At 69.1% G+C, this 17,714-nt stretch carries 14 protein-coding genes and 1 pseudogene; 9 read left to right on the top strand and 6 right to left on the bottom strand.

Going from position 1 to position 17,714, the window contains the following annotated elements:
- The coding region (locus K8V84_RS03420) for a cbb3-type cytochrome c oxidase subunit I (RefSeq protein WP_304070245.1) at positions 1-788 on the bottom strand (788 nt) is incomplete at its 3' end.
- A 483-nt stretch (positions 789-1,271) separates the two neighbouring features.
- On the opposite strand from K8V84_RS03420, the gene K8V84_RS03425 reads away from it, so the two are divergent.
- The 4 genes from K8V84_RS03425 to nrfD all read left to right on the top strand — a co-directional run bounded on the left by K8V84_RS03425 (position 1,272) and on the right by nrfD (position 7,068).
- Positions 1,272-1,661: a DUF2267 domain-containing protein gene (locus K8V84_RS03425; protein WP_304070246.1), complete on the top strand. Its 390-nt coding sequence runs from the start codon at positions 1,272-1,274 to the stop codon at positions 1,659-1,661.
- Positions 1,662-1,847: 186 nt separating this feature from the next.
- Positions 1,848-5,102 (top strand): formate dehydrogenase, encoded by a 3,255-nt coding sequence (fdh, locus tag K8V84_RS03430; protein ID WP_304070247.1) that lies wholly within the window; start codon positions 1,848-1,850, stop codon positions 5,100-5,102.
- Positions 5,102-6,001 (top strand): 4Fe-4S dicluster domain-containing protein, encoded by a 900-nt coding sequence (locus tag K8V84_RS03435; RefSeq protein WP_304070250.1) that lies wholly within the window; start codon positions 5,102-5,104, stop codon positions 5,999-6,001. The genes fdh and K8V84_RS03435 overlap by 1 nt, the downstream gene beginning before the upstream one ends.
- Positions 5,998-7,068, top strand: coding sequence for an NrfD/PsrC family molybdoenzyme membrane anchor subunit (gene nrfD / locus K8V84_RS03440; protein WP_304070252.1), 1,071 nt, complete (start codon positions 5,998-6,000; stop codon positions 7,066-7,068). Before K8V84_RS03435 ends, nrfD begins: the two co-directional genes overlap by 4 nt.
- 58 nt (positions 7,069-7,126) lie before the next feature.
- On the opposite strand, the gene K8V84_RS03445 is transcribed toward nrfD, so the two are convergent.
- The 3 genes and pseudogenes from K8V84_RS03445 to K8V84_RS03455 form a co-directional block, all read right to left on the bottom strand.
- Entirely contained in the window at positions 7,127-8,935 is a 1,809-nt protein-coding gene (locus K8V84_RS03445) for a thiamine pyrophosphate-requiring protein (protein ID WP_304070255.1), read from the bottom strand.
- Positions 8,936-8,982: 47 nt separating this feature from the next.
- Positions 8,983-9,907: pseudogene (locus K8V84_RS03450) on the bottom strand (alcohol dehydrogenase catalytic domain-containing protein).
- Between the two features lie 96 nt (positions 9,908-10,003).
- Positions 10,004-10,423, bottom strand: a complete 420-nt coding sequence (locus K8V84_RS03455; RefSeq protein WP_304070257.1) for a CBS domain-containing protein — start codon at positions 10,421-10,423, stop codon at positions 10,004-10,006.
- Positions 10,424-10,598: 175 nt separating this feature from the next.
- On the opposite strand from K8V84_RS03455, the gene K8V84_RS03460 reads away from it, so the two are divergent.
- Positions 10,599-10,943, top strand: a complete 345-nt coding sequence (locus K8V84_RS03460) for a DUF3140 domain-containing protein (RefSeq protein WP_304070260.1) — start codon at positions 10,599-10,601, stop codon at positions 10,941-10,943.
- Between the two features lie 93 nt (positions 10,944-11,036).
- Here K8V84_RS03460 and K8V84_RS03465 read toward each other — a convergent pair whose 3' ends face one another.
- Positions 11,037-13,127 (bottom strand): catalase, encoded by a 2,091-nt coding sequence (locus K8V84_RS03465; RefSeq protein ID WP_304070263.1) that lies wholly within the window; start codon positions 13,125-13,127, stop codon positions 11,037-11,039.
- A gap of 334 nt (positions 13,128-13,461) precedes the next feature.
- On the opposite strand from K8V84_RS03465, the gene K8V84_RS03470 reads away from it, so the two are divergent.
- The 3 genes from K8V84_RS03470 to K8V84_RS03480 all read left to right on the top strand — a co-directional run bounded on the left by K8V84_RS03470 (position 13,462) and on the right by K8V84_RS03480 (position 16,043).
- The gene (locus tag K8V84_RS03470; protein WP_304070266.1) at positions 13,462-14,292 is read left to right on the top strand and encodes a SigB/SigF/SigG family RNA polymerase sigma factor; all 831 of its coding nucleotides are present in this window, start codon (positions 13,462-13,464) and stop codon (positions 14,290-14,292) included.
- A gap of 252 nt (positions 14,293-14,544) precedes the next feature.
- Positions 14,545-14,970 carry a hypothetical protein gene (locus tag K8V84_RS03475; protein ID WP_304070274.1) on the top strand — a complete coding sequence of 142 codons (426 nt, stop codon included), beginning with the start codon at positions 14,545-14,547 and terminating at the stop codon, positions 14,968-14,970.
- Positions 14,971-15,131: 161 nt separating this feature from the next.
- On the top strand, positions 15,132-16,043 hold the full coding sequence (locus tag K8V84_RS03480) for a serine/threonine kinase (RefSeq protein ID WP_304070268.1): 912 nt from the start codon (positions 15,132-15,134) through the stop codon (positions 16,041-16,043).
- A 267-nt stretch (positions 16,044-16,310) separates the two neighbouring features.
- Here K8V84_RS03480 and K8V84_RS03485 read toward each other — a convergent pair whose 3' ends face one another.
- Complete coding sequence (locus tag K8V84_RS03485) at positions 16,311-17,291, bottom strand: threonine/serine dehydratase (RefSeq protein ID WP_304070270.1); 981 nt, start codon at positions 17,289-17,291, stop codon at positions 16,311-16,313.
- 50 nt (positions 17,292-17,341) lie between these two features.
- Here K8V84_RS03485 and K8V84_RS03490 point away from each other — a divergent pair.
- Positions 17,342-17,714 (top strand): flavin reductase family protein (locus tag K8V84_RS03490; RefSeq protein WP_304070272.1); only part of this gene is annotated, 373 nt, incomplete at its 3' end.

Genomic DNA, 17,714 nt, shown 5'->3' on the forward strand with positions numbered 1-17,714 from the left:
ATGTACACCTCGGGGTGACCGAAGAACCAGAACAGGTGCTGCCACAGGATGGCACCACCGTGCGCCGGGTCGAACACGTGGGTGCCGACCATGCGGTCGGCGCCCAGGGCGATCAGGGCACCGGTCAGGACGGGGAACGCGATGAGCACCAGGACACCGGTGAGCATGGTGTTCCAGGTGAAGATCGGCATGCGGAACATCGTCATACCGGGTGCGCGCATGCACACGCCGGTGGTGATGAAGTTGACCGAACCGAGGATGGTGCCCAGACCGGACACCAGCAGGCCCATGACCCACAGGTCGCCGCCCAGACCCGGTGAGCGCACCGCGTCCGACAGCGGTGCGTAGGCGAACCAGCCGAAGCTGGCCGCGCCGCCCGGGGTCAGGAAGCCGGCGATGGTGATGAGGCCACCGAACAGGAACAGGTAGTAACTGAACAGGTTCATCCTCGGGAACGCCACGTCGGGGGCGCCGATCTGCAGCGGCATGATCACGTTCGAGAACCCGATGAACAGCGGGGTCGCGAACAACAACAGCATGACCGTGCCGTGCATGGTGAACATCTGGTTGAACTGCTCGTTCGTCAGGACCTGCAGTCCCGGCGCGAGCAGTTCCATGCGCATCAGGACCGCCAGCACTCCACCGAAGAGGAAGAAGCCGAAGGCGGTGATCAGGTACATGTACCCGATGACCTTGTGGTCGGTCGAGGTCAACCATCCCACCGCGAGCGAGCCCTTGTTCCTCACCCCTTCGGGCTCGGAAGTCCGCGTGTTCGTCTCCACCGTCATGAGGTTCCTTCTGAGGTTGCGTGTGAGCGGAGCCCGCCCCGTGGCGTCTGAAAAGGCGAGGGAAAGGGGATCTGCGAAAGTTCGAAAAACCTTCTCCCCCGACCCGGACCACCACAGGCGGAACGGCCGAGAAGTCGATTCGACCTCGAACACCGGATCGATGGAAGGCACGCTCTCGGCGGGGGTTCAATGAGTGGTTCCGCACTCGATCCGCCAACCTAGCAGGCCCGATGCCGTTTTCCCAGGAGGGCACGAGGAACTCGTCGGGCAATTCATGGGCAGCGATCGGGACAATTCACAACAGAAGGGTCATCGGCTCCGAATTCTTTCGGGACACCTCCCTTTGAATGGACGCGTCATATCTCGATATCGAACGTTTCGCACCGAGTCGGACCACGTCCGGTGATTGACGGACCCGGCGACCGGGCAGGGCGGCCGATGTCGACGGGAACGTTCGAAGTTCGACCCGAAGCGAGGTATGCCATGCGTGACGACGAGTTCCTGGCCCGTGTGCGTGAGCTCGGGGAGTACGAGGATCAGCGGGAGGCCGAGGAGGTGACCACGGCGGTCCTGTCCGTCCTCGCCACACGCCTTCCCGGTGGTTCCGTGGAGAAGTTGGCCGCACAACTGCCCGAGCCGCTGCGCGAGGGCTTCCGGGAGGCCGGACAGCCCGAGCCCGACACCTTCGGGGTCGAGGAGTTCCACCGGCGGGTGGCCGAGCTGGTCGGTGGGCGCGCCCTGACCGCGGAACAGGACGCGGGGGCCGTCCTGACGACCGTGGCCGAGGCGGTCTCCGGCGGTGAGCTGAACCAACTCCTGAGCCACCTGCCGTCCGGTTACGCCACGATGTTCGGCAAACCCGAACTCGCCTGACGTGGGCGGTCGGGCGAGACCGCCCACGGGGGACGTGTGCGGGTGCCGACATGGTCGTGGTTCGGTCAAGTCTCGGCGTTGTCCCGTGCGCGTCCCCGTGTTCGTGTCCCACGGTGGAGGACCGTGCCCCGGTGTCGATCCGGGGCACGGAACGCGTCGAGGGCCCGCGGGCCCGGGAGGTTTTCCATGAGCGTGTGGACATGGCTCGGATCGTGGCCGGTACTGCGGCAGGTCACCGGTGAGGACCGGATGGGGTTGGGGTCGGCCGCCAAGTCCGAGCGCAGCGAACGGTTGCGTCCGCGTACCGCGGAGGCCGATCGGGTGGTCAAGTCGATCTGCCCCTACTGCGCGGTGGGCTGTGGACAGAACGTCTACGTCCGCGACGAGAAGGTCGTCCAGATCGAAGGGGACCCCGACTCCCCCATCAGTCGGGGCCGCCTGTGCCCCAAGGGTTCGGCGAGTCTGCAGCTGACGACCGGCTCGTCCCGACGGGACAAGGTCCTGTACCGCCCTCCCTACGGCACCGACTGGGAGGAACTGGACCTGGACACCGCCATGCGGATGGTGGCGGACCGGGTGGTGCGCACCCGCGAGGAGACCTGGGAGCAGGAGTACGAGGGGCGGCGGGTGGCCCGCACCCTGGGTATCGCCAGTCTGGGCGGAGCGACGCTGGACAATGAGGAGAACTACCTCATCAAGAAGCTCTTCACCGCCCTCGGCGTGATCCAGGTCGAGAACCAGGCCCGGGTGTGCCACAGCTCGACCGTCGCGGGCCTGGGGACCTCCTTCGGCCGGGGCGGGGCCACCATGTTCCTACAGGACCTGCAGAACTCCGACTGCATCGTGATCGAGGGATCCAACTTCGCCGAGGCCCACCCGGTGGGGTTCCAGTGGGTGATGGAGGCCAAGGCGCGCGGCGCGGTCGTCATCCACGTCGACCCCCGGTTCAGTCGCACCAGCGCCCTGGCCGACCTGCACGTGCCCATCCGCGCCGGCACCGACATCGCGTTCCTCGGCGCGATCATCAACCACGTCCTAACCGAGGAGAAGTACTTCCACGACTACATGCTGGAGTACACCAACGCGGCGACCATCATCGGCGAGGACTTCCGCGACACCGAGGACCTGGACGGGCTGTTCTCCGGTTTTTCGGGGCAGGACCGTTCCTACGACGTCACCTCCTGGAGTTACGACGGCGCGGAGGTGGCCGCGGCCGCGGGAGATCGTGGCCAGCTGTACCGCAGTCAGGGCGATCCGCACCCGAGCATGAGGCATTCGGGCCGGCCCGAACAGCACGGCTCGGGTGGCGCCGTGATCCGGGAGCGGGCCAAGGAGGACCGCACGCTCACGGACCCGCGCTGCGTGTTCCAGATCCTCAAACGCCACTACTCGCGTTACACGCCCGAGTTGGTCGAGGAGGTGTGCGGCATCCCTCGGGACGTGTTCGAGCGGGTGTGCGATCACCTCACGGACAACTCCGGGCCCGACCGCACCAGCGCGTTCTGCTACGCCGTGGGCTGGACCCAGCACACGGTGGGGTCCCAGTACATCCGTACCGCCTCCATCCTCCAGCTGCTGCTGGGCAACATCGGTCGCCCCGGAGGCGGGATCCAGGCCTTGCGCGGTCACGCCAGCATCCAGGGGTCCAGCGACGTGCCGACCCTGTTCGACCTGTTGCCCGGCTACCTGCCCATGCCGCACGTGCACGAGGAGCAGGACCTGAACGGGTACGTCAAGGCCGCCGGGTACCCGCTCAAGGGCTTCTGGGCGAACATGAACTCCTACACGGTCAGTCTGCTCAAGGCCTGGTGGGGTGAACACGCCACCGCCGAGAACGACTTCCTCTTCGAGTACCTGCCCCGCCTCAGCGGGTCGCACAGCACCTACGACACGGTCATGGCCCAGATCGAGGGCGTCTGCAAGGGCTACTTCCTCATGGGCGAGAACCCGGCCGTGGGTTCGGCCAACGGCCGGGCCCAGCGCTTCGGGATGGCCGAACTGGACTGGCTGGTGGTGCGCGACTTCTCGCTGATCGAGAGCGCCACCTGGTGGAAGGACGGCCCCGAGATCGAGTCCGGGGAGATGCGCACCGAGGACATCGGCACGGAGGTGTTCTTCTTCCCCGCGGCCGCGCACACGGAGAAGTCCGGCACCTTCACCAACACCAACCGCACCCTGCAGTGGCACGATCGTGCGGTGCTGCCCAGCGGAGACCAGCGCAGCGACCTGTGGTTCATGTACCACCTGGGTCGCCTGCTCCGGGAACGACTCCACGACTCCACGGACCCCAAGGACCGCCCGCTGCTCGACCTGACCTGGGACTACCCGTTGGAGGAGGGGGACGAGCCCAGCGCCGAGGCGGTCCTGCGCGAGATCAACGGCCACGACGCCCAGGGCCGTCCCCTGAGCAAGTACACGCAGTTGCGCGAGGACGGTTCGACCAGCTGTGGCTGCTGGATCTACTGCGGCGTCTTCAAGGACGGCGTCAACCAGGCCGCCCGCAAGAGGCCGGGCCGAGAACAGGACTGGATCGCCGCCGAGTGGGCCTGGTCCTGGCCGGACAACCGGCGCGTGCTGTACAACCGCGCCTCCGCCGACCCCGAGGGGCGGCCCTGGAGCGAACGCAAGGCCCTGGTGTGGTGGGACGAGGAGTCCGGGCGCTGGAGCGGCTACGACGTCGCCGACTTCGAACCCGACAAGGCGCCCGGCTACCGGCCCCCGGAGGAGGCCCGGGGGGTGGACGCGCTCAGCGGTGTCGACCCGTTCATCATGCAGGCCGACGGCAAGGGGTGGCTGTACGCCCCGGCGGGGCTCAACGACGGCCCCATGCCCACGCACTACGAACCGCAGGACACCCCGTTCACCAACCCGCTGTACGGCCACCAGCGCAACCCCACCCGCGTGCTCTACCCGCATGAGCTCAACCGCTACCACCCGGCGGCCGACACCCCCGAGGCGTCGGTGTTCCCGTACGTGGTGACGACCTACCGGCTCACCGAGCACTTCACCGCCGGTGGGATGAGCCGGTGGACGCCCTACCTGGCGGAGCTGCAACCGGAGTTCTTCTGCGAGGTCGGCCCGGAGCTCGCGGCCGAGGAGCGGCTGGAGCACGGCGGGTGGGCCACGATCGTCACCGCCCGCAACGCCATCGAGGCCCGGGTGCTGGTCACCGACCGTATGAAGCCGTTGCGGGTACAGGGCCGGATCGTGCACCAGATCGGTCTGCCCTACCACTGGGGTCCCAACGGGTACTCGACCGGCGACGCCGCCAACGAGCTCATGTCCATCGCGCTGGACCCCAACGTGCACATCCAGGAGGTCAAGGCACTGACCGCGCACATCCGGCCCGGTCGGCGGCCCCGGGGTCCGGAGCGGGTGGCCCTGGTCGAGGAGTACAGGAACAGGGCCCGCATCACCGAACGGACCGGAACGGAGGACTGATGGCGCAGGACGAGAACCCGTCGCGCAAGGGCTTCTTCACCGACACCAGCGTGTGCATCGGATGCAAGGCGTGCGAGGTGGCCTGCAAGGAATGGAACATGGTGCCCGAGGACGGGCTGGACTTCCTGGCGACGTCCTTCGACAACAGTGGACGGCTCAGCGCCGACACCTGGCGGCACGTGGCCTTCATCGAACAACGTGAGCCCCTGGGACACCAGGATTCGGGGGTGGGTCGCCCCGCGGGGGACGGCCCCGGCCCGGTGGACCTGGGCATGCCCTCCTTCGACCTGCCCGGTCAGCGCACCGGGGGGCACGACGGGACGGGCGAGGGCGACTTCCGTTGGCTGATGTCCTCGGACGTGTGCAAGCACTGCACGAGCGCCGCATGCCTGGACGTGTGCCCCACCGGTGCGCTCTTTCGGACCGAGTTCGACACCGTGGTCGTGCAGGAGGACATCTGCAACGGATGCGGTTACTGCGTGCCCGCCTGTCCCTACGGGGTGATCGACCGCCGCGAGGTCGACGGTCGGGCCTGGAAGTGCACCCTGTGCTATGACCGGATCGGCGAAGGGCTGGAGCCGGCCTGTGCCAAGGCCTGTCCCACCGACTCCATCCAGTTCGGTGACGTGGACGAGCTGCGCGAGCGGGCACGGAAGCGGGTCGAGGACCTGCAGGAGGCGGGGGTGTCCTCGGCCCGGCTCTACGGGGAGGACCCGGACAACGGGGTCGACGGCACCGGGGCGTTCTTCCTGCTGTTGGACGAACCCGAGGTGTACGGCCTGCCACCGGACCCGGTGGTGACCACCCGGGACCTGCCGTCGATGTGGCGCCACGCCGGCGCGGCCGCGCTGGTGCTGCTGGCGGGGGCGACCGCGGCGTTCGCGGGGAGGCGGTCATGACCAACCCCGACAAGACCGGCGAGGGCGCGGGCACGGCCGGCCGCGAGGCGATCACCGGTGCGGCCGAGGTGGTCTCCGCCGAGCAACGCGAACGGCACGGGGACCGCCGCCGGCGCGGCGGACGCGGACGGCGCGGCCGGGGCGAGGACACCCGGGTGCCCGACGCCGACTTCCGCTCCTACCACGGCAGGCCGGTGCTCAACCAGATCGTGTGGCAGGCCCGCGACGTCGGCGGCTACCTCTTCCTGGGCGGTCTGGCCGGGGCCTCGTCCGTGCTGGCGGCGGGTGCCGAGTACACCGGTCGCCCCGACCTTGCCCGGTCGTTGAAGTACACCGCCCTGGTGGCCATCTGCGGTTCGACGGCGGCGCTCATCCACGACCTGGGGCGGCCCGAACGCTTCCTCAACATGCTGCGGGTGTTCAAGCCGACCTCGCCGATGAGCATGGGTTCGTGGATCCTCATGGGGTACGGACCGCTGGCCGGGGTGGCCGCGGTGACGGCCGCCACCGGGTGGTTTCCCCGGATCGGGCGGGCCGCCACGGCCGGCGCCGCTCTGACGGGTCCGCTCGTGGCCACCTACACGGCACCGCTGATCTGTGACACGGCCGTTCCCGCCTGGCACGAGGGGTACCGGGAGATGCCGTTCGTGTTCGTCTCCTCTGCCGCCTCCGCGGCCGGGGGCATGGGGCTGATCGTCGCGCCCACGGCGCAGAGCGGTCCGGCCCGCCGGGTCGCGGTGGGCGGCGCCCTGGTCGAGGTCGCGATGTCCACGTACATGGAACGCCGCATGGGGATGGTCGGTGAACCCTACGAACAGGGGCGGGCCGGGAAACTCACCCGTACCGCCAAGGCCCTCACCCTGGCCGGGGCGGTCGGTGCCGCGCTGGGGCGCCGCAGCCGTGCGGTGTCGGCGATCAGCGGGGCCGCGTTGCTCGCGGGTTCGGCGCTGACCCGGTTGGGCGTCTTCGAGGCCGGGGTGCAGTCGGCCGCCGACCCCAAGTACACGGTCGTCCCGCAGCGACGCCGCTTGGAGGAGCGCGAGAAGGAAGCGGCCAAGACCGGTTAGGACACCGCGCCCCCGCGTTCCTTGTCCCAGGAGCGCGGGGGCGCGGTGCGGTCGACGGTCAACGGCGGTGGGGCAGGAACTCCTGGATCTTGGTGGCCAGACCGCGGGCGGCGACGCCGGCCCGGTCGGGGTCCCCGTTCAGCAGGGCCTTGACGGTGTCGGTGACCTGTTCGGGTTCGGCCTGGGGCGGGATGGGAGGGACGTCCCCGTCACAGTGCACGTCGATCACCACGGGACCCTCGGCCTCCAGGGCCCGGTCCCACGCGGGTCCCATCTCCTCGGGCCGCTCCACGGTGATGCCCACCAGCCCCACCGACTCGGCGAAGACCGCGTACGACATGTCCGGCAGGTCCTGCGAGTAGGGGGTCTTGGGTGACCCGCCCATCGCACGCAGTTCCCAGGTGACCTGGTTGAGGTCGTTGTTGTGCAGGACGCACACCACCAGGCGCGGATCGTCCCACAGGTGCTGGTAGCGGCGCGCGGTCAGCAGTTCCATGAGCCCGTTCATCTGCATCGCCCCATCGCCCACCAGCGCGATCGCCGGGCGTGTGGGGTGCGCGAACTTGGCGCCGATCGCGTACGGTACGGCGCACCCCATGGTGGCGAGGGTGCCCGAGAGCGAACCACGGTTGTCCTCGCCCATGCGCAGGAACCGGGCATACCAGTTGGTGGCCGACCCCGAGTCGGCCGTGACCACGGCGTCCTGCGGCAGCCGGGAGGAGAGTTCGCGGACGATGAGCATCGGGTTGACCGGATCGGCGGAGACCTCGGCCTGGGCGTCCAGGACCGACCACCAGCGACGGACGTTGTCCTCGACGGTGGTGCGCCAGCGTCCACGTCCCTCGGCACGTTCGGCGGGCGGGTCCAGGCGTTCGTTGAGCGCGCGCAGCGTGTTCGCGGCGTCGCCCACGAGGTTGACCTGGGTAGGGTAGCGCATCCCGATGAACCTGGGATCGATGTCGATCTCCACGGCCCTTCGACCGAAGGGCGGCAGGAACTGGGAGTAGGGCAGGTTGGAACCCACGATGAGCAGGGTGTCGCAGTCGCGCATCAGCTCCCAGGACGGGCGGGTCCCCAGCAGCCCGATGGACCCGGTGACCTGTGGTAGATCGTCGGGGAGCACGTCCTTGCCCAGCAGTGCCTTGGCGATGCCGGCTCCGGTGGCCTCGGCCAGGGCCAGCACCTCCTCGGCCGCTCCCCTGGCGCCCTGTCCGACCAGGATCGCCACGCGTTCACCGGCGTCGATCACCTCGGCGGCGCGATCCAGTTCGCTCTCGGGCGGCAGCACGGTGCCCCCGCCCAGCACACGGTCGGGTGCGCTGGAGGGCACGTGCTTGAACGCGTGCTCGGGTGGCGAGTAGTCGAGTTCCTGCACGTCGGCGGGGATGATCACCGTGGTCGGCGCCCGCTCGGACAGGGCTGTGCGCACGGCCCGGTCCAGGACGTTGGGAAGTTGTTGGGGGACGTTGACCGTCTCCAGGAAGGCCGAGGAGACGTCCTTGAACAGGCTGTGCAGGTCGATCTCCTGCTGGTAGGCGCCGCCCATGGCGCTACGACTGGCCTGCCCGATGATGGACACCACCGGCACGTGGTCGAGCTTGGCGTCGTAGAGGCCGTTGAGCAGGTGAATGGCCCCCGGTCCCCCGGTGGCCATGCACACGCCCAAACGCCCGCCGAACTTGGCGTAGCCGACCGCTTCGAAGGCCGACATCTCCTCGTGGCGGCTCTGCACGAACCGGGGCCCGTCCTCGATCTCGCCCATCTGGGCGACCAGTCCGTTGACGCTGTCCCCGGGGTAACCGAAGATCTCGGTGACGCCCCACTGCGACAGCCGACGCAACAGGTGGTCGGCGACGCTCTGCACCATGTCCACTCCTCCTCGTTTCGTACGCCATGCCTCGTGCACCGGCCGATTCAGGCGCGAAAGACCACCTTGAAGGTCCCGTCCTCCTTGGCCTGGAACCGGCGGTAGGCCTCCGACGCCCCTTCCAAGGACACGTGATGGGTGGCGAAGTCCTCCACCTCCAGGACGTCGTCCTCGTCCAACAACGGGAGGATCTCGGGCACCCGGTGACGGACGTTGGCCTGTCCCATCCGCAATCGGATCTGCTTGTCGAAGAGCGTGAGCATGGGCAGCGGGTCGACCATGCCGCCATAGACACCGCTCAGGGAGGCGCCGAGCCGGTCCATCCCGACGTTCTCCATGAGCTTGGACGCGGCCCCCTTGGGCAGGAAGGAGGTCGCCCGCTGGACGAGCTCGTCGGTGCCTTGGGAGGAGTCGAACACCTCCACACCCCGAGCGGTGGCACGCGCACGCCGTTCGGGCACCGGATCCACACCGAACACGTGCTCGGCCCCCAGGTGCCGGGCCACACGGCAGGCCATCTCACCGATGGGTCCCAGCCCCAGGACTGCCACGGAACCCCCTTGGGGCACGTCGGCGTATTGGACGGCCTGCCAGGCCGTGGGCAGCACGTCCGACAGGTACAGGTAACGATCGTCGGGGCCCTCGTCGGGCACCACGACCGCGTTGTCCTGTGCCCGCCGAACCCGCAGGTACTCGGCCTGGGCACCGGGGACCGAACCGTAGAGCGAGCTGTAACCGTAAAGGCTCGCGCCCATCCCCTGCCTGGACACGGGTGTCATCGCACTGGGTCTGCAATCCGCTCTCGCGCATCGGACAGTGCCCACAGGAGATCTGGAAGGGGACCACCACGCGTTGGCCGGGGACCAGGGAGGTGACGTCCGCGCCGACCTCCTCGACCACGCCCGTGGGCTCGTGCCCGAGGATGTCACCGGTCCTGACGTCGCGTGTGCCGTTCCACAGCACTGCTCGCATGCTCTCCTCCTGATCGCGTGGCCTCTCTTGGAGGAAGCGCCCCGTTCGGCCCCCGGACCGGACGGAGGTCCCCCTCCCTTGTCCGGACACCGACCCTCAGCGGTTGGGCGCGGCCGCGCTCACGTCGGCCTGCGCGGACCGCTCGTCCACCACCTGGGCGAGGTCGCCCATGGTGACGACCCCGATCACCTCGTCGTCATCGACGACGGGCGGACGGCGCACGGTCGCCGTGCGCATCGTGTGGACGGCGTCCTTGACGCTGCTCTGGCGGGGTACGGTCACGACCTCGGTACTGCACACCTCACCGACGCGGACCATCGCGGGGGCGTCCCCTTCGGCCACACACCGCACCACGATGTCGCGGTCGGTGAGCATGCCGCGCAGGTGTCCCGAGGAGGTCACCACGAGGTCGCCCACGTCCTCGTCGCGCATGATCTCCGCGGTTTCGCGCAGGGTGGTGTCCGGCGTGACGGTGCGCACGCCCGTGTTCATGATCTCGGCGATGCCGTCCGCCATGGTCTTGTCCCTTCACGATCGTCGTTCTCCTCATCGGCCCTAACCGACCCCCTTCCGGGCGAAACGTCATGTACCTCCCGTTCTTGCCCGAGCTCATCGTTGTCCGGTCGCACGTATGAGTCGGCCACGCTCCGGGTAGCCACGTCCACGACTCGGGAGAGAGGGGGTCGTCACGATGGCGACGAGTGATCCGGAGGTCGACCGACTCTGGGAGGCATTCCACGCCTCGGTCAACATGACCGGCGAGGAGCTGCGGCGTTGGCTGCTCACCGACGCTTCGGGGGAGGAGGCGTTCCCCGCCGACGGTGATGTCTCCGTCGAGGGTGAACGCATCGTCCAACTCCTGGACAAGCGCAGGGGGGACGTGACCGACGACGACATCGAGCTGATGGAACGGGTCTCGCGGTTCGTACAGGAGGAACTGGCCGAACCACGACCCCAGGACGACGCCTGGCGCAGGAGGATGATGCGTGTGGGCCACGACCCGCTCAGCCCCGATTCGGGGCCGTCGGACACCTGACGCACATCTGGACGAACACACGTCGCGGTCGTGGTCGGAAGGGGTTCCTCCGACCACGACCGCGAACCGTCTCCGCCTCGTCCGGGCGATGGGTCAGGCGGAGACGGCGTCGGTGGTCCGCTCCCAGTGGCGGTGCAGGCCGATGAGCCGTGCGAACTCCTCGGTCAGGTCCGCGTCCGTGCCGGGCGAGCGCACCACCCCGTCGGTGGACTCGGTCTCCATCGGTGGGTGCGCCAGGGACTCGGGCACACCCGTCCCCGCGAGCAGGGAGGTCCCCTGGCCCACCGCCGCGATCGGCTTGTGGTGCTTGTAGGCCTCCAGGACGAAGTGCCGGGCCTCACCGTCGCCGGCGAGCGAGGCGACCGATTCGGCGCCTCCGGGCACCGCCACCGCGTCGTAGAGCACCGACGACACCGTCGTGTAGGAACGGTCCACCGGCAGGTCACCCCCCTCGCGGGTGCGTACGGACCCGTCCAACGGGGCCAGCATCTCCACGACGGCGCCCTTGGCCACGAGGGCGTCGCGCAGCGCCTCGGCCGATTCCCCGTCGACTCCGTGGTCGACGAGCACGGCGACCTGGCGTCCGGTCACATCACCGAAGGTCGTGTTGGCCTGGCTGAGCGCGGGTGAGGACCGGGTGTGACCCGAAACGCCGGGGTCTTCGGGCGGCTCCACGCCCACGCCCTCGGCGACGGCCACGGCCAGGGCGTGGTCGACCTCGACCAGGTTGGCCACCACCTTCTGGCGTACCGAGAGCTCCTCGCACTTGCCCAGTTCGAATCGGAAGGCCGCCAGCAGGTGGTCCCGCTCCCAGTCGGCGAGGCTGTTGTAGAACAACCTGGCCTGGGAGTAGTGGTCATTGAAGCTCTCCGCGCGCTTGCGGATCTTGGCGCCTTCGACCTTCTCCGTGTAGTGCCGGTACACGCCCTCGTCGGCCAGGGCCGGGCATCCCCCGCCCAGGGAGTTCTTGTGGTAGGAGGTCCCACCACGGTGCACCCTGTGCTGGGCGAACCCGTCACGCTGGTTGTTGCTCACCTCGGACACCGGCCGGTTGACGGGGATCTGTTGGAAGTTGGACCCGCCAAGACGCAGCAACTGGGTGTCCAGGTAGGAGAAGTTGCGGGCCTGGAGCAGCGGGTCGTTGGTGAAGTCGATCCCCGGAACGACGTTGGCGGTGTGGAAGGCGATCTGCTCGGTCTCTGCGAAGAAGTTGTCCGGGTTGCGGTCCAGGACCAGCCTGCCGATGGGCCGGACCGGGACCTTCTCCTCGGGGATGATCTTCGTGGCGTCCAGCAGGTCGAAGTCGAAGTCGTGCTCGTTCTCCTCGGGGACCAGCTGCACCCCCAGCTCCCATTCGGGGTACTGGCCGCGCTCGATGGACTCCCACAGGTCGCGTCGGTTGTAGTCGGGGTCCTTGCCCTGGACGCGCTGGGCCTCGTCCCACACCAGCGAGTGCGTTCCCAGCAGCGGTTTCCAGTGGAACTTGACGAACGTGCCCCGGCCCCGCGCGTCGACGAACCGGAAGGTGTGCACTCCGAACCCCTGCATGGTGCGGTAGCTGCGCGGGACCGCTCGGTCCGACATCAGCCACATCATCATGTGGGTGGTCTCCGGTTGCAGACCCACGAAGTCCCACAGGGTGTCGTGGGCCGACTGGGCCTGCGGGATCTCGTTGTGCGGTTCGGGCTTGACCGCGTGCACGAAGTCGGGGAACTTGATGCCGTCCTGGATGAAGAAGACCGGCATGTTGTTGCCGACCAGGTCGTAGTTGCCCTGCTCGGTGTAGAACTTGACCGCGAATCCGCGCACGTCGCGCACCGTGTCCGCCGATCCCCGCGATCCGGCCACGGTCGAGAACCTGACGAAGACCGGGGTGGTCACCTCCGGCCCGCTGAGGAAGTGCGCCGCGGTCAGGTCGGACAGGTCCTCGTAGGGCCTGAAGTGACCATAGGCGCCCGCTCCCCTGGCGTGGACCACCCGTTCGGGGATGCGCTCGTGGTCGAAGTGGGTGATCTTCTCCCGGGCGTGAAAGTCCTCCAGCAGGGTCGGTCCGCGCTCCCCCACGCTCAGCGCGTTGTCGGTGTCCTCGACCCGGACCCCGGTGTCGGTGGTCAATGGGGCCTCGGAGTCGGTCCGATTCGCATCCAGCTGTCGGTCCTTGGCGTCCCGTTCGGCATCGCTCATGGTCGAACCCTCCCGTCAGGTGATACGGCGTCGAGCCCGTCGTTGTGCGCCCTGACCGAAGAGGGACGCCGACAAACATCCGTGTCGGATGTGAGGGGGCCATGCCGGAGCCGAACCCGGAATTCTCCTCGAATACGCCTCATATCGCCCAACACAGGACAGTTTCTACCCAAGACCCCACATGCCCGTTTTCCCACCCCCTCACCTTGGGCAGCACCAAGGAGATGCGCTTTTCGCGCCGTTCGGGGAGTCCACCGATCCCCCCACCCCGTCCGGGTCGCACGAACCACTCGAATGACGACCACACCGGACACGTGAAGGATCAGGAGACACCATGCCCGTTCCCGTAGCGAACATCGGATCGACCAGAACCACCACGTCACCCGTCACCCGCCGCGAACCCCCTCAGAACGCCTCCGCGGAGGAACTGCTGGAGGCACTGAAGAGCCTGGACGAGGGCGACCCACTGGCCGGCCGGCTGCGTGAGCGCATCACACAGCACTACCTGCCGGTACTGCACCGCATCGCCAATCGGTACCGGGGACGCGGCGAGAGACTGGAGGACCTGCGCCAGACCGCCCACCTCGGGTTGGCCAAGGCGATCCGCGGCTACTCCCCCGATCGCGGCAAGGAGTTCATCCGCTACCTCACGCCCACCGTGGCCGGGGAGATCAAACGGCACTTCCGGGACCACACCTGGGCGGTGCACACCCCCCGAGATCCCCAGACACGCCGCTCGGAGATGATCAAGGTCCGCGCCGAACTGGAGCAACGCCTCAACCGCGCGCCCACCGTCGCCGAGATCGCCCGGGAGATGGGCATCACCGAAAAGCAGGTGGAGGAGGCCCGCCTGGTGTCGGAGGCCTACAACACCGTCTCGCTCAACGCACCCGAGCCACGTGAGGAAGGCGCTCCCACCACTCTCGAGCACCACCTCGGTGTGGAGGACCCCGCCCTGGACCTGGTCGTGGACCGTGCGACCGTCCGCCCGGCCCTGCGCGAACTCCCCTGGCGGGAGCGGCTCATCATCCGTCGTCGGTTCTTCGACGAGTGGACCCAGTCGCAGATCGCCGAGGAGGTGGGGTGTTCCCAGATGCACGTGTCGCGCCTGCTGGCCGCCTCCCTGCGCGGACTCCGCGAGACCATCGGTGAGGACGGGCGCTGAGGGACCGACCGGGGACGCGGAGCCGCGCGCCCGCGCCCCCGGTCACCAACACCTCCCAGAGCCGCTCCCCGTGCTCTGCCGCCGAAGGCGGAGCCTCGGCGTCGGAGCCCTGGCGGGGTGAGCGACGAGTGCGGACGGTGGTCGACCCGATCGGGTCGTGGGCGCCGGAAGGGAAGAACGATGAGCGGGCGAACGAATCGAGTGGAACGTCGGCCCTGGTTGAAGGGGGCGCTCAGGGGCGCGGTCGCCGCGATGGCCATGAGCGGAATGCGACAGGTCGCGGTGGGTGTCGGGATGATCGAACACACCCCGCCCGAGGCCATCCTGCGCGAGGGGGTCCCGACGTTGCTGCGCCAGGTGCCCGAGCATCGGCGCACCGCGGCCATCGAACTCGCGCACTGGAGCTACGGGGCGGCCGCGGGCGCGGCGTTCGGTCTCCTGCCGGGGCGTCTACGCGGGCGCCGGATGACCGGCCCGATCTACGGGGTTCTGGCCTGGGGTCTGTTCGAACTGGCCGTGGCGCCCTCGCTCGACCTCGCCCACGCGCGAAGGACTCGGCCACGGGAACGCCTGGCCCTGCTGGTGGATCACGTGTTCTTCGGTCTCATCGTCGGAGAGCCTCCCGAAGCCGAGATCAGCGGTCCCGAGGCCAAGGATCCCGAGCGGGAGACGGACTGAGCCCGAAGACGGTCGGGGCGGCGCCCGATCGGTTGGCGACGAATCTGATGATTCCGCCCATCTCGTGAGGGTTGTTTCGCTAATGTCGAGCCACCGCCACACCCCGTGATGCGGTGATCGGCGCTCGCTCCGCCGTCCCACTCCCCCAAGACGGAGCCGACATGTCCGCGTCCCCATCCCTGCCCCCACCCTCCACCGGCACCAAGAAGCCGCACCCTCTGGCCGCGATCGGGCTGGGCTGCGCCGGTTGCTCCGGTCTGGGCGCCCTCGGCTTGATCGGCCTGGCCGTGCTCGGCGCGCTGTTGCCCCCGCAGGAGGAACCCGCCACCGTGGAGGTGGCCGAGTCGCCCTCATTCGAGGAGGAGACCGAACCCGAACTGGTGGGGCTGTACCTGCCGGAGGCCGAGGAACTGCTCGACGATTCCGAACTGGAACTCGGCGCACTGCTGCTCGCCGCGAGCGGTGACGACGCGGAGTGGACCCGTTCTGCGCTGATCGTGTGCGAGCAGGAGGTGGTCGAGGAGACCGTCGACCTGGCGCTGGCCCCCGACGGCGTGGACTGCGGCGATGACGAACCCACCGAGGACTGGCCCGAACTGCCGGACTTCGCCGGGGACGACGTCGAGGAGGCTCGCGCCTGGGTGGAGGAGGCGGGTCTGGCCGTGGTGGCGCAGAGCGCGTTCGGCGATGTCGACGATCCCGAGGACACCGACGACCACCAGGTGTGCGGACAGCACCCCGAACAGGCACGGGCTCCGTTCGACGACGACCTCCGGGTGGAGCTGTTCGTGGTCTCCAACGGTCAGGACTGCCCGGCGGAGATGGGTGATCCCGGCCCGACGCCGGAACCGGAACCCGAACCCGAACCGGAACCCGAACCCGCGCCGCAGCCGGAACCCGAGCCCGAACCGGAACCGGAACCCGAGCCGGCACCGGAGCCCGCCCCGGTACCGGGCGTGCACCCCGGGGCGTTCTGTTCGCAGCACTGGCAGTACGGCCACACGAACAAGGGGACGCTGATGCAGTGCACGACCACCGCCGAGGACGAACGTTTCCGCTGGCGCGCGGCCTGACCCGGAAGGGCCGGGGGCGTGCGGGCGCGTTCCGGCCGTCGAGGATCCCGCGCGGCGTCCGGCGTCCCATCCCGCCCACTGCGGGGTGAGAACGCTCGTAGCACCAGGCCGGCCCCATGGTCTGTTGGAAGGCACAGACCCGACCTCGATCCCACTCGGCGTCGTGGACGGCCGAGGCCTCGCGCAACATCCGGCGGGGCCCGGACTCCCACAGGTGCCGGGCACAGGCCAGGTGTCCGCCGCGGCCGACACCCTCGCATCCGGATTTCAGCCCGGGACGGAATCTCGACCGGCGCCGACCAGGCTGGTGAACAGTGCCGGGTCGATGTTGCCGCCGGAGACCACCGCCACCGTCGCCTCCGGCCGCCCCGGGACGGTGTCGATCCTGCCCGACAACAGCGCCGCCGCGGCCAACGCTCCACTGGGCTCGGCCACCAACCGGGAACCGTGCGCGAGCGCGCCCACCGCGTGGGCGATCTCCTCCTCGGTGACGGTGACGATCTCGTCCAGGCGCGCCGACAGGTGCGCGAAGGTCGACTCCGACAGGCACACGCGCACTCCGTCGGCCATGGTGCGGTGGGTGAGTTCGGGTTCCCAGGTGACCATGTGTCCCTCACGCAGGCTCTGGGCGGCGTCGGCGGCCAGTTCGGGTTCCACCCCCACCACCCGCACCCGACGCGGACTCACGGCCCGGGCCACGGTGGCCACCCCCGACGCCAACCCTCCCCCTCCCACCGGGACGACCACGGTGGTGACCTCCGGGGACTCCTCCAGCACCTCCAGGCCGACGGTGCCCTGACCGGCGATCACACGCGCGTCGTCGAAGGGCGGCACGAACGCCAGGAGTTCGCGTTCGACCAGGTCCTCGGTGGCGGAGAGTCGTTCGGCCGGGGGCACGGTCACCACGCGTGCGCCCATCGCCCCGATACGATCCACCTTGACCCGCGGCGCGCCCTCGGGCACCACCACCGTGCAGGCCACCCCTTGGCGGGCGGCGGCGTGGGCCAGGGCCAGACCGTGGTTGCCGGAGGAGTGCGTGACGACCCCGCGTTCGCGCTGGGTGTCGTTGAGCCGCGCCACGGCGTTGGTGGCCCCGCGTAGCTTGAACGCACCGGTGGGCTGCAGGCTCTCGGGTTTGAGCAGGAAGGGCCGTCCGGTACTCGGCCCGGCGGTGAGGGGCGTGCGCACCACGTGTCCGTGGATCCTGGTGGCGGCGGCACGGACGTCCTCGGCGGAGACCAATCGCATGCGGCGAGTATGCCCCCATCCGGTCGCGGCACACGGAATAATCGGGTTCGATGCGTAGCGAATGGACCCCTGACGACCTTCCCGGCCGGGACTTCTACAAGTTGCTCACCTCGGTGGTGGTCCCACGCCCGATCGCGTGGGTCTCCACCACGTCCCCGGACGGCGTGGACAACCTGGCCCCGCACTCCTTCTTCACCGTCTCCTGTGTGGAGCCGCCGATCGTGCAGTTCACCTCGGTGGGCCGCAAGGACTCACTGCACAACGTGGAGCACACCGGTGAGTTCGTGATCAACCTGGCGGCCGAACCGCTGCAGGACCAGGTGAACGCGAGCGGAACCCCCTACCCGGCGCACACCAGCGAGTTCGACGCGCTGGGGATCGAGCGGGAGGCGAGCGCACAGGTGCGTCCACCCCGGGTGGCGG

The organism is Nocardiopsis listeri, assembly GCF_020741345.1.
Taxonomy (GTDB): domain Bacteria; phylum Actinomycetota; class Actinomycetes; order Streptosporangiales; family Streptosporangiaceae; genus Nocardiopsis; species Nocardiopsis listeri_A.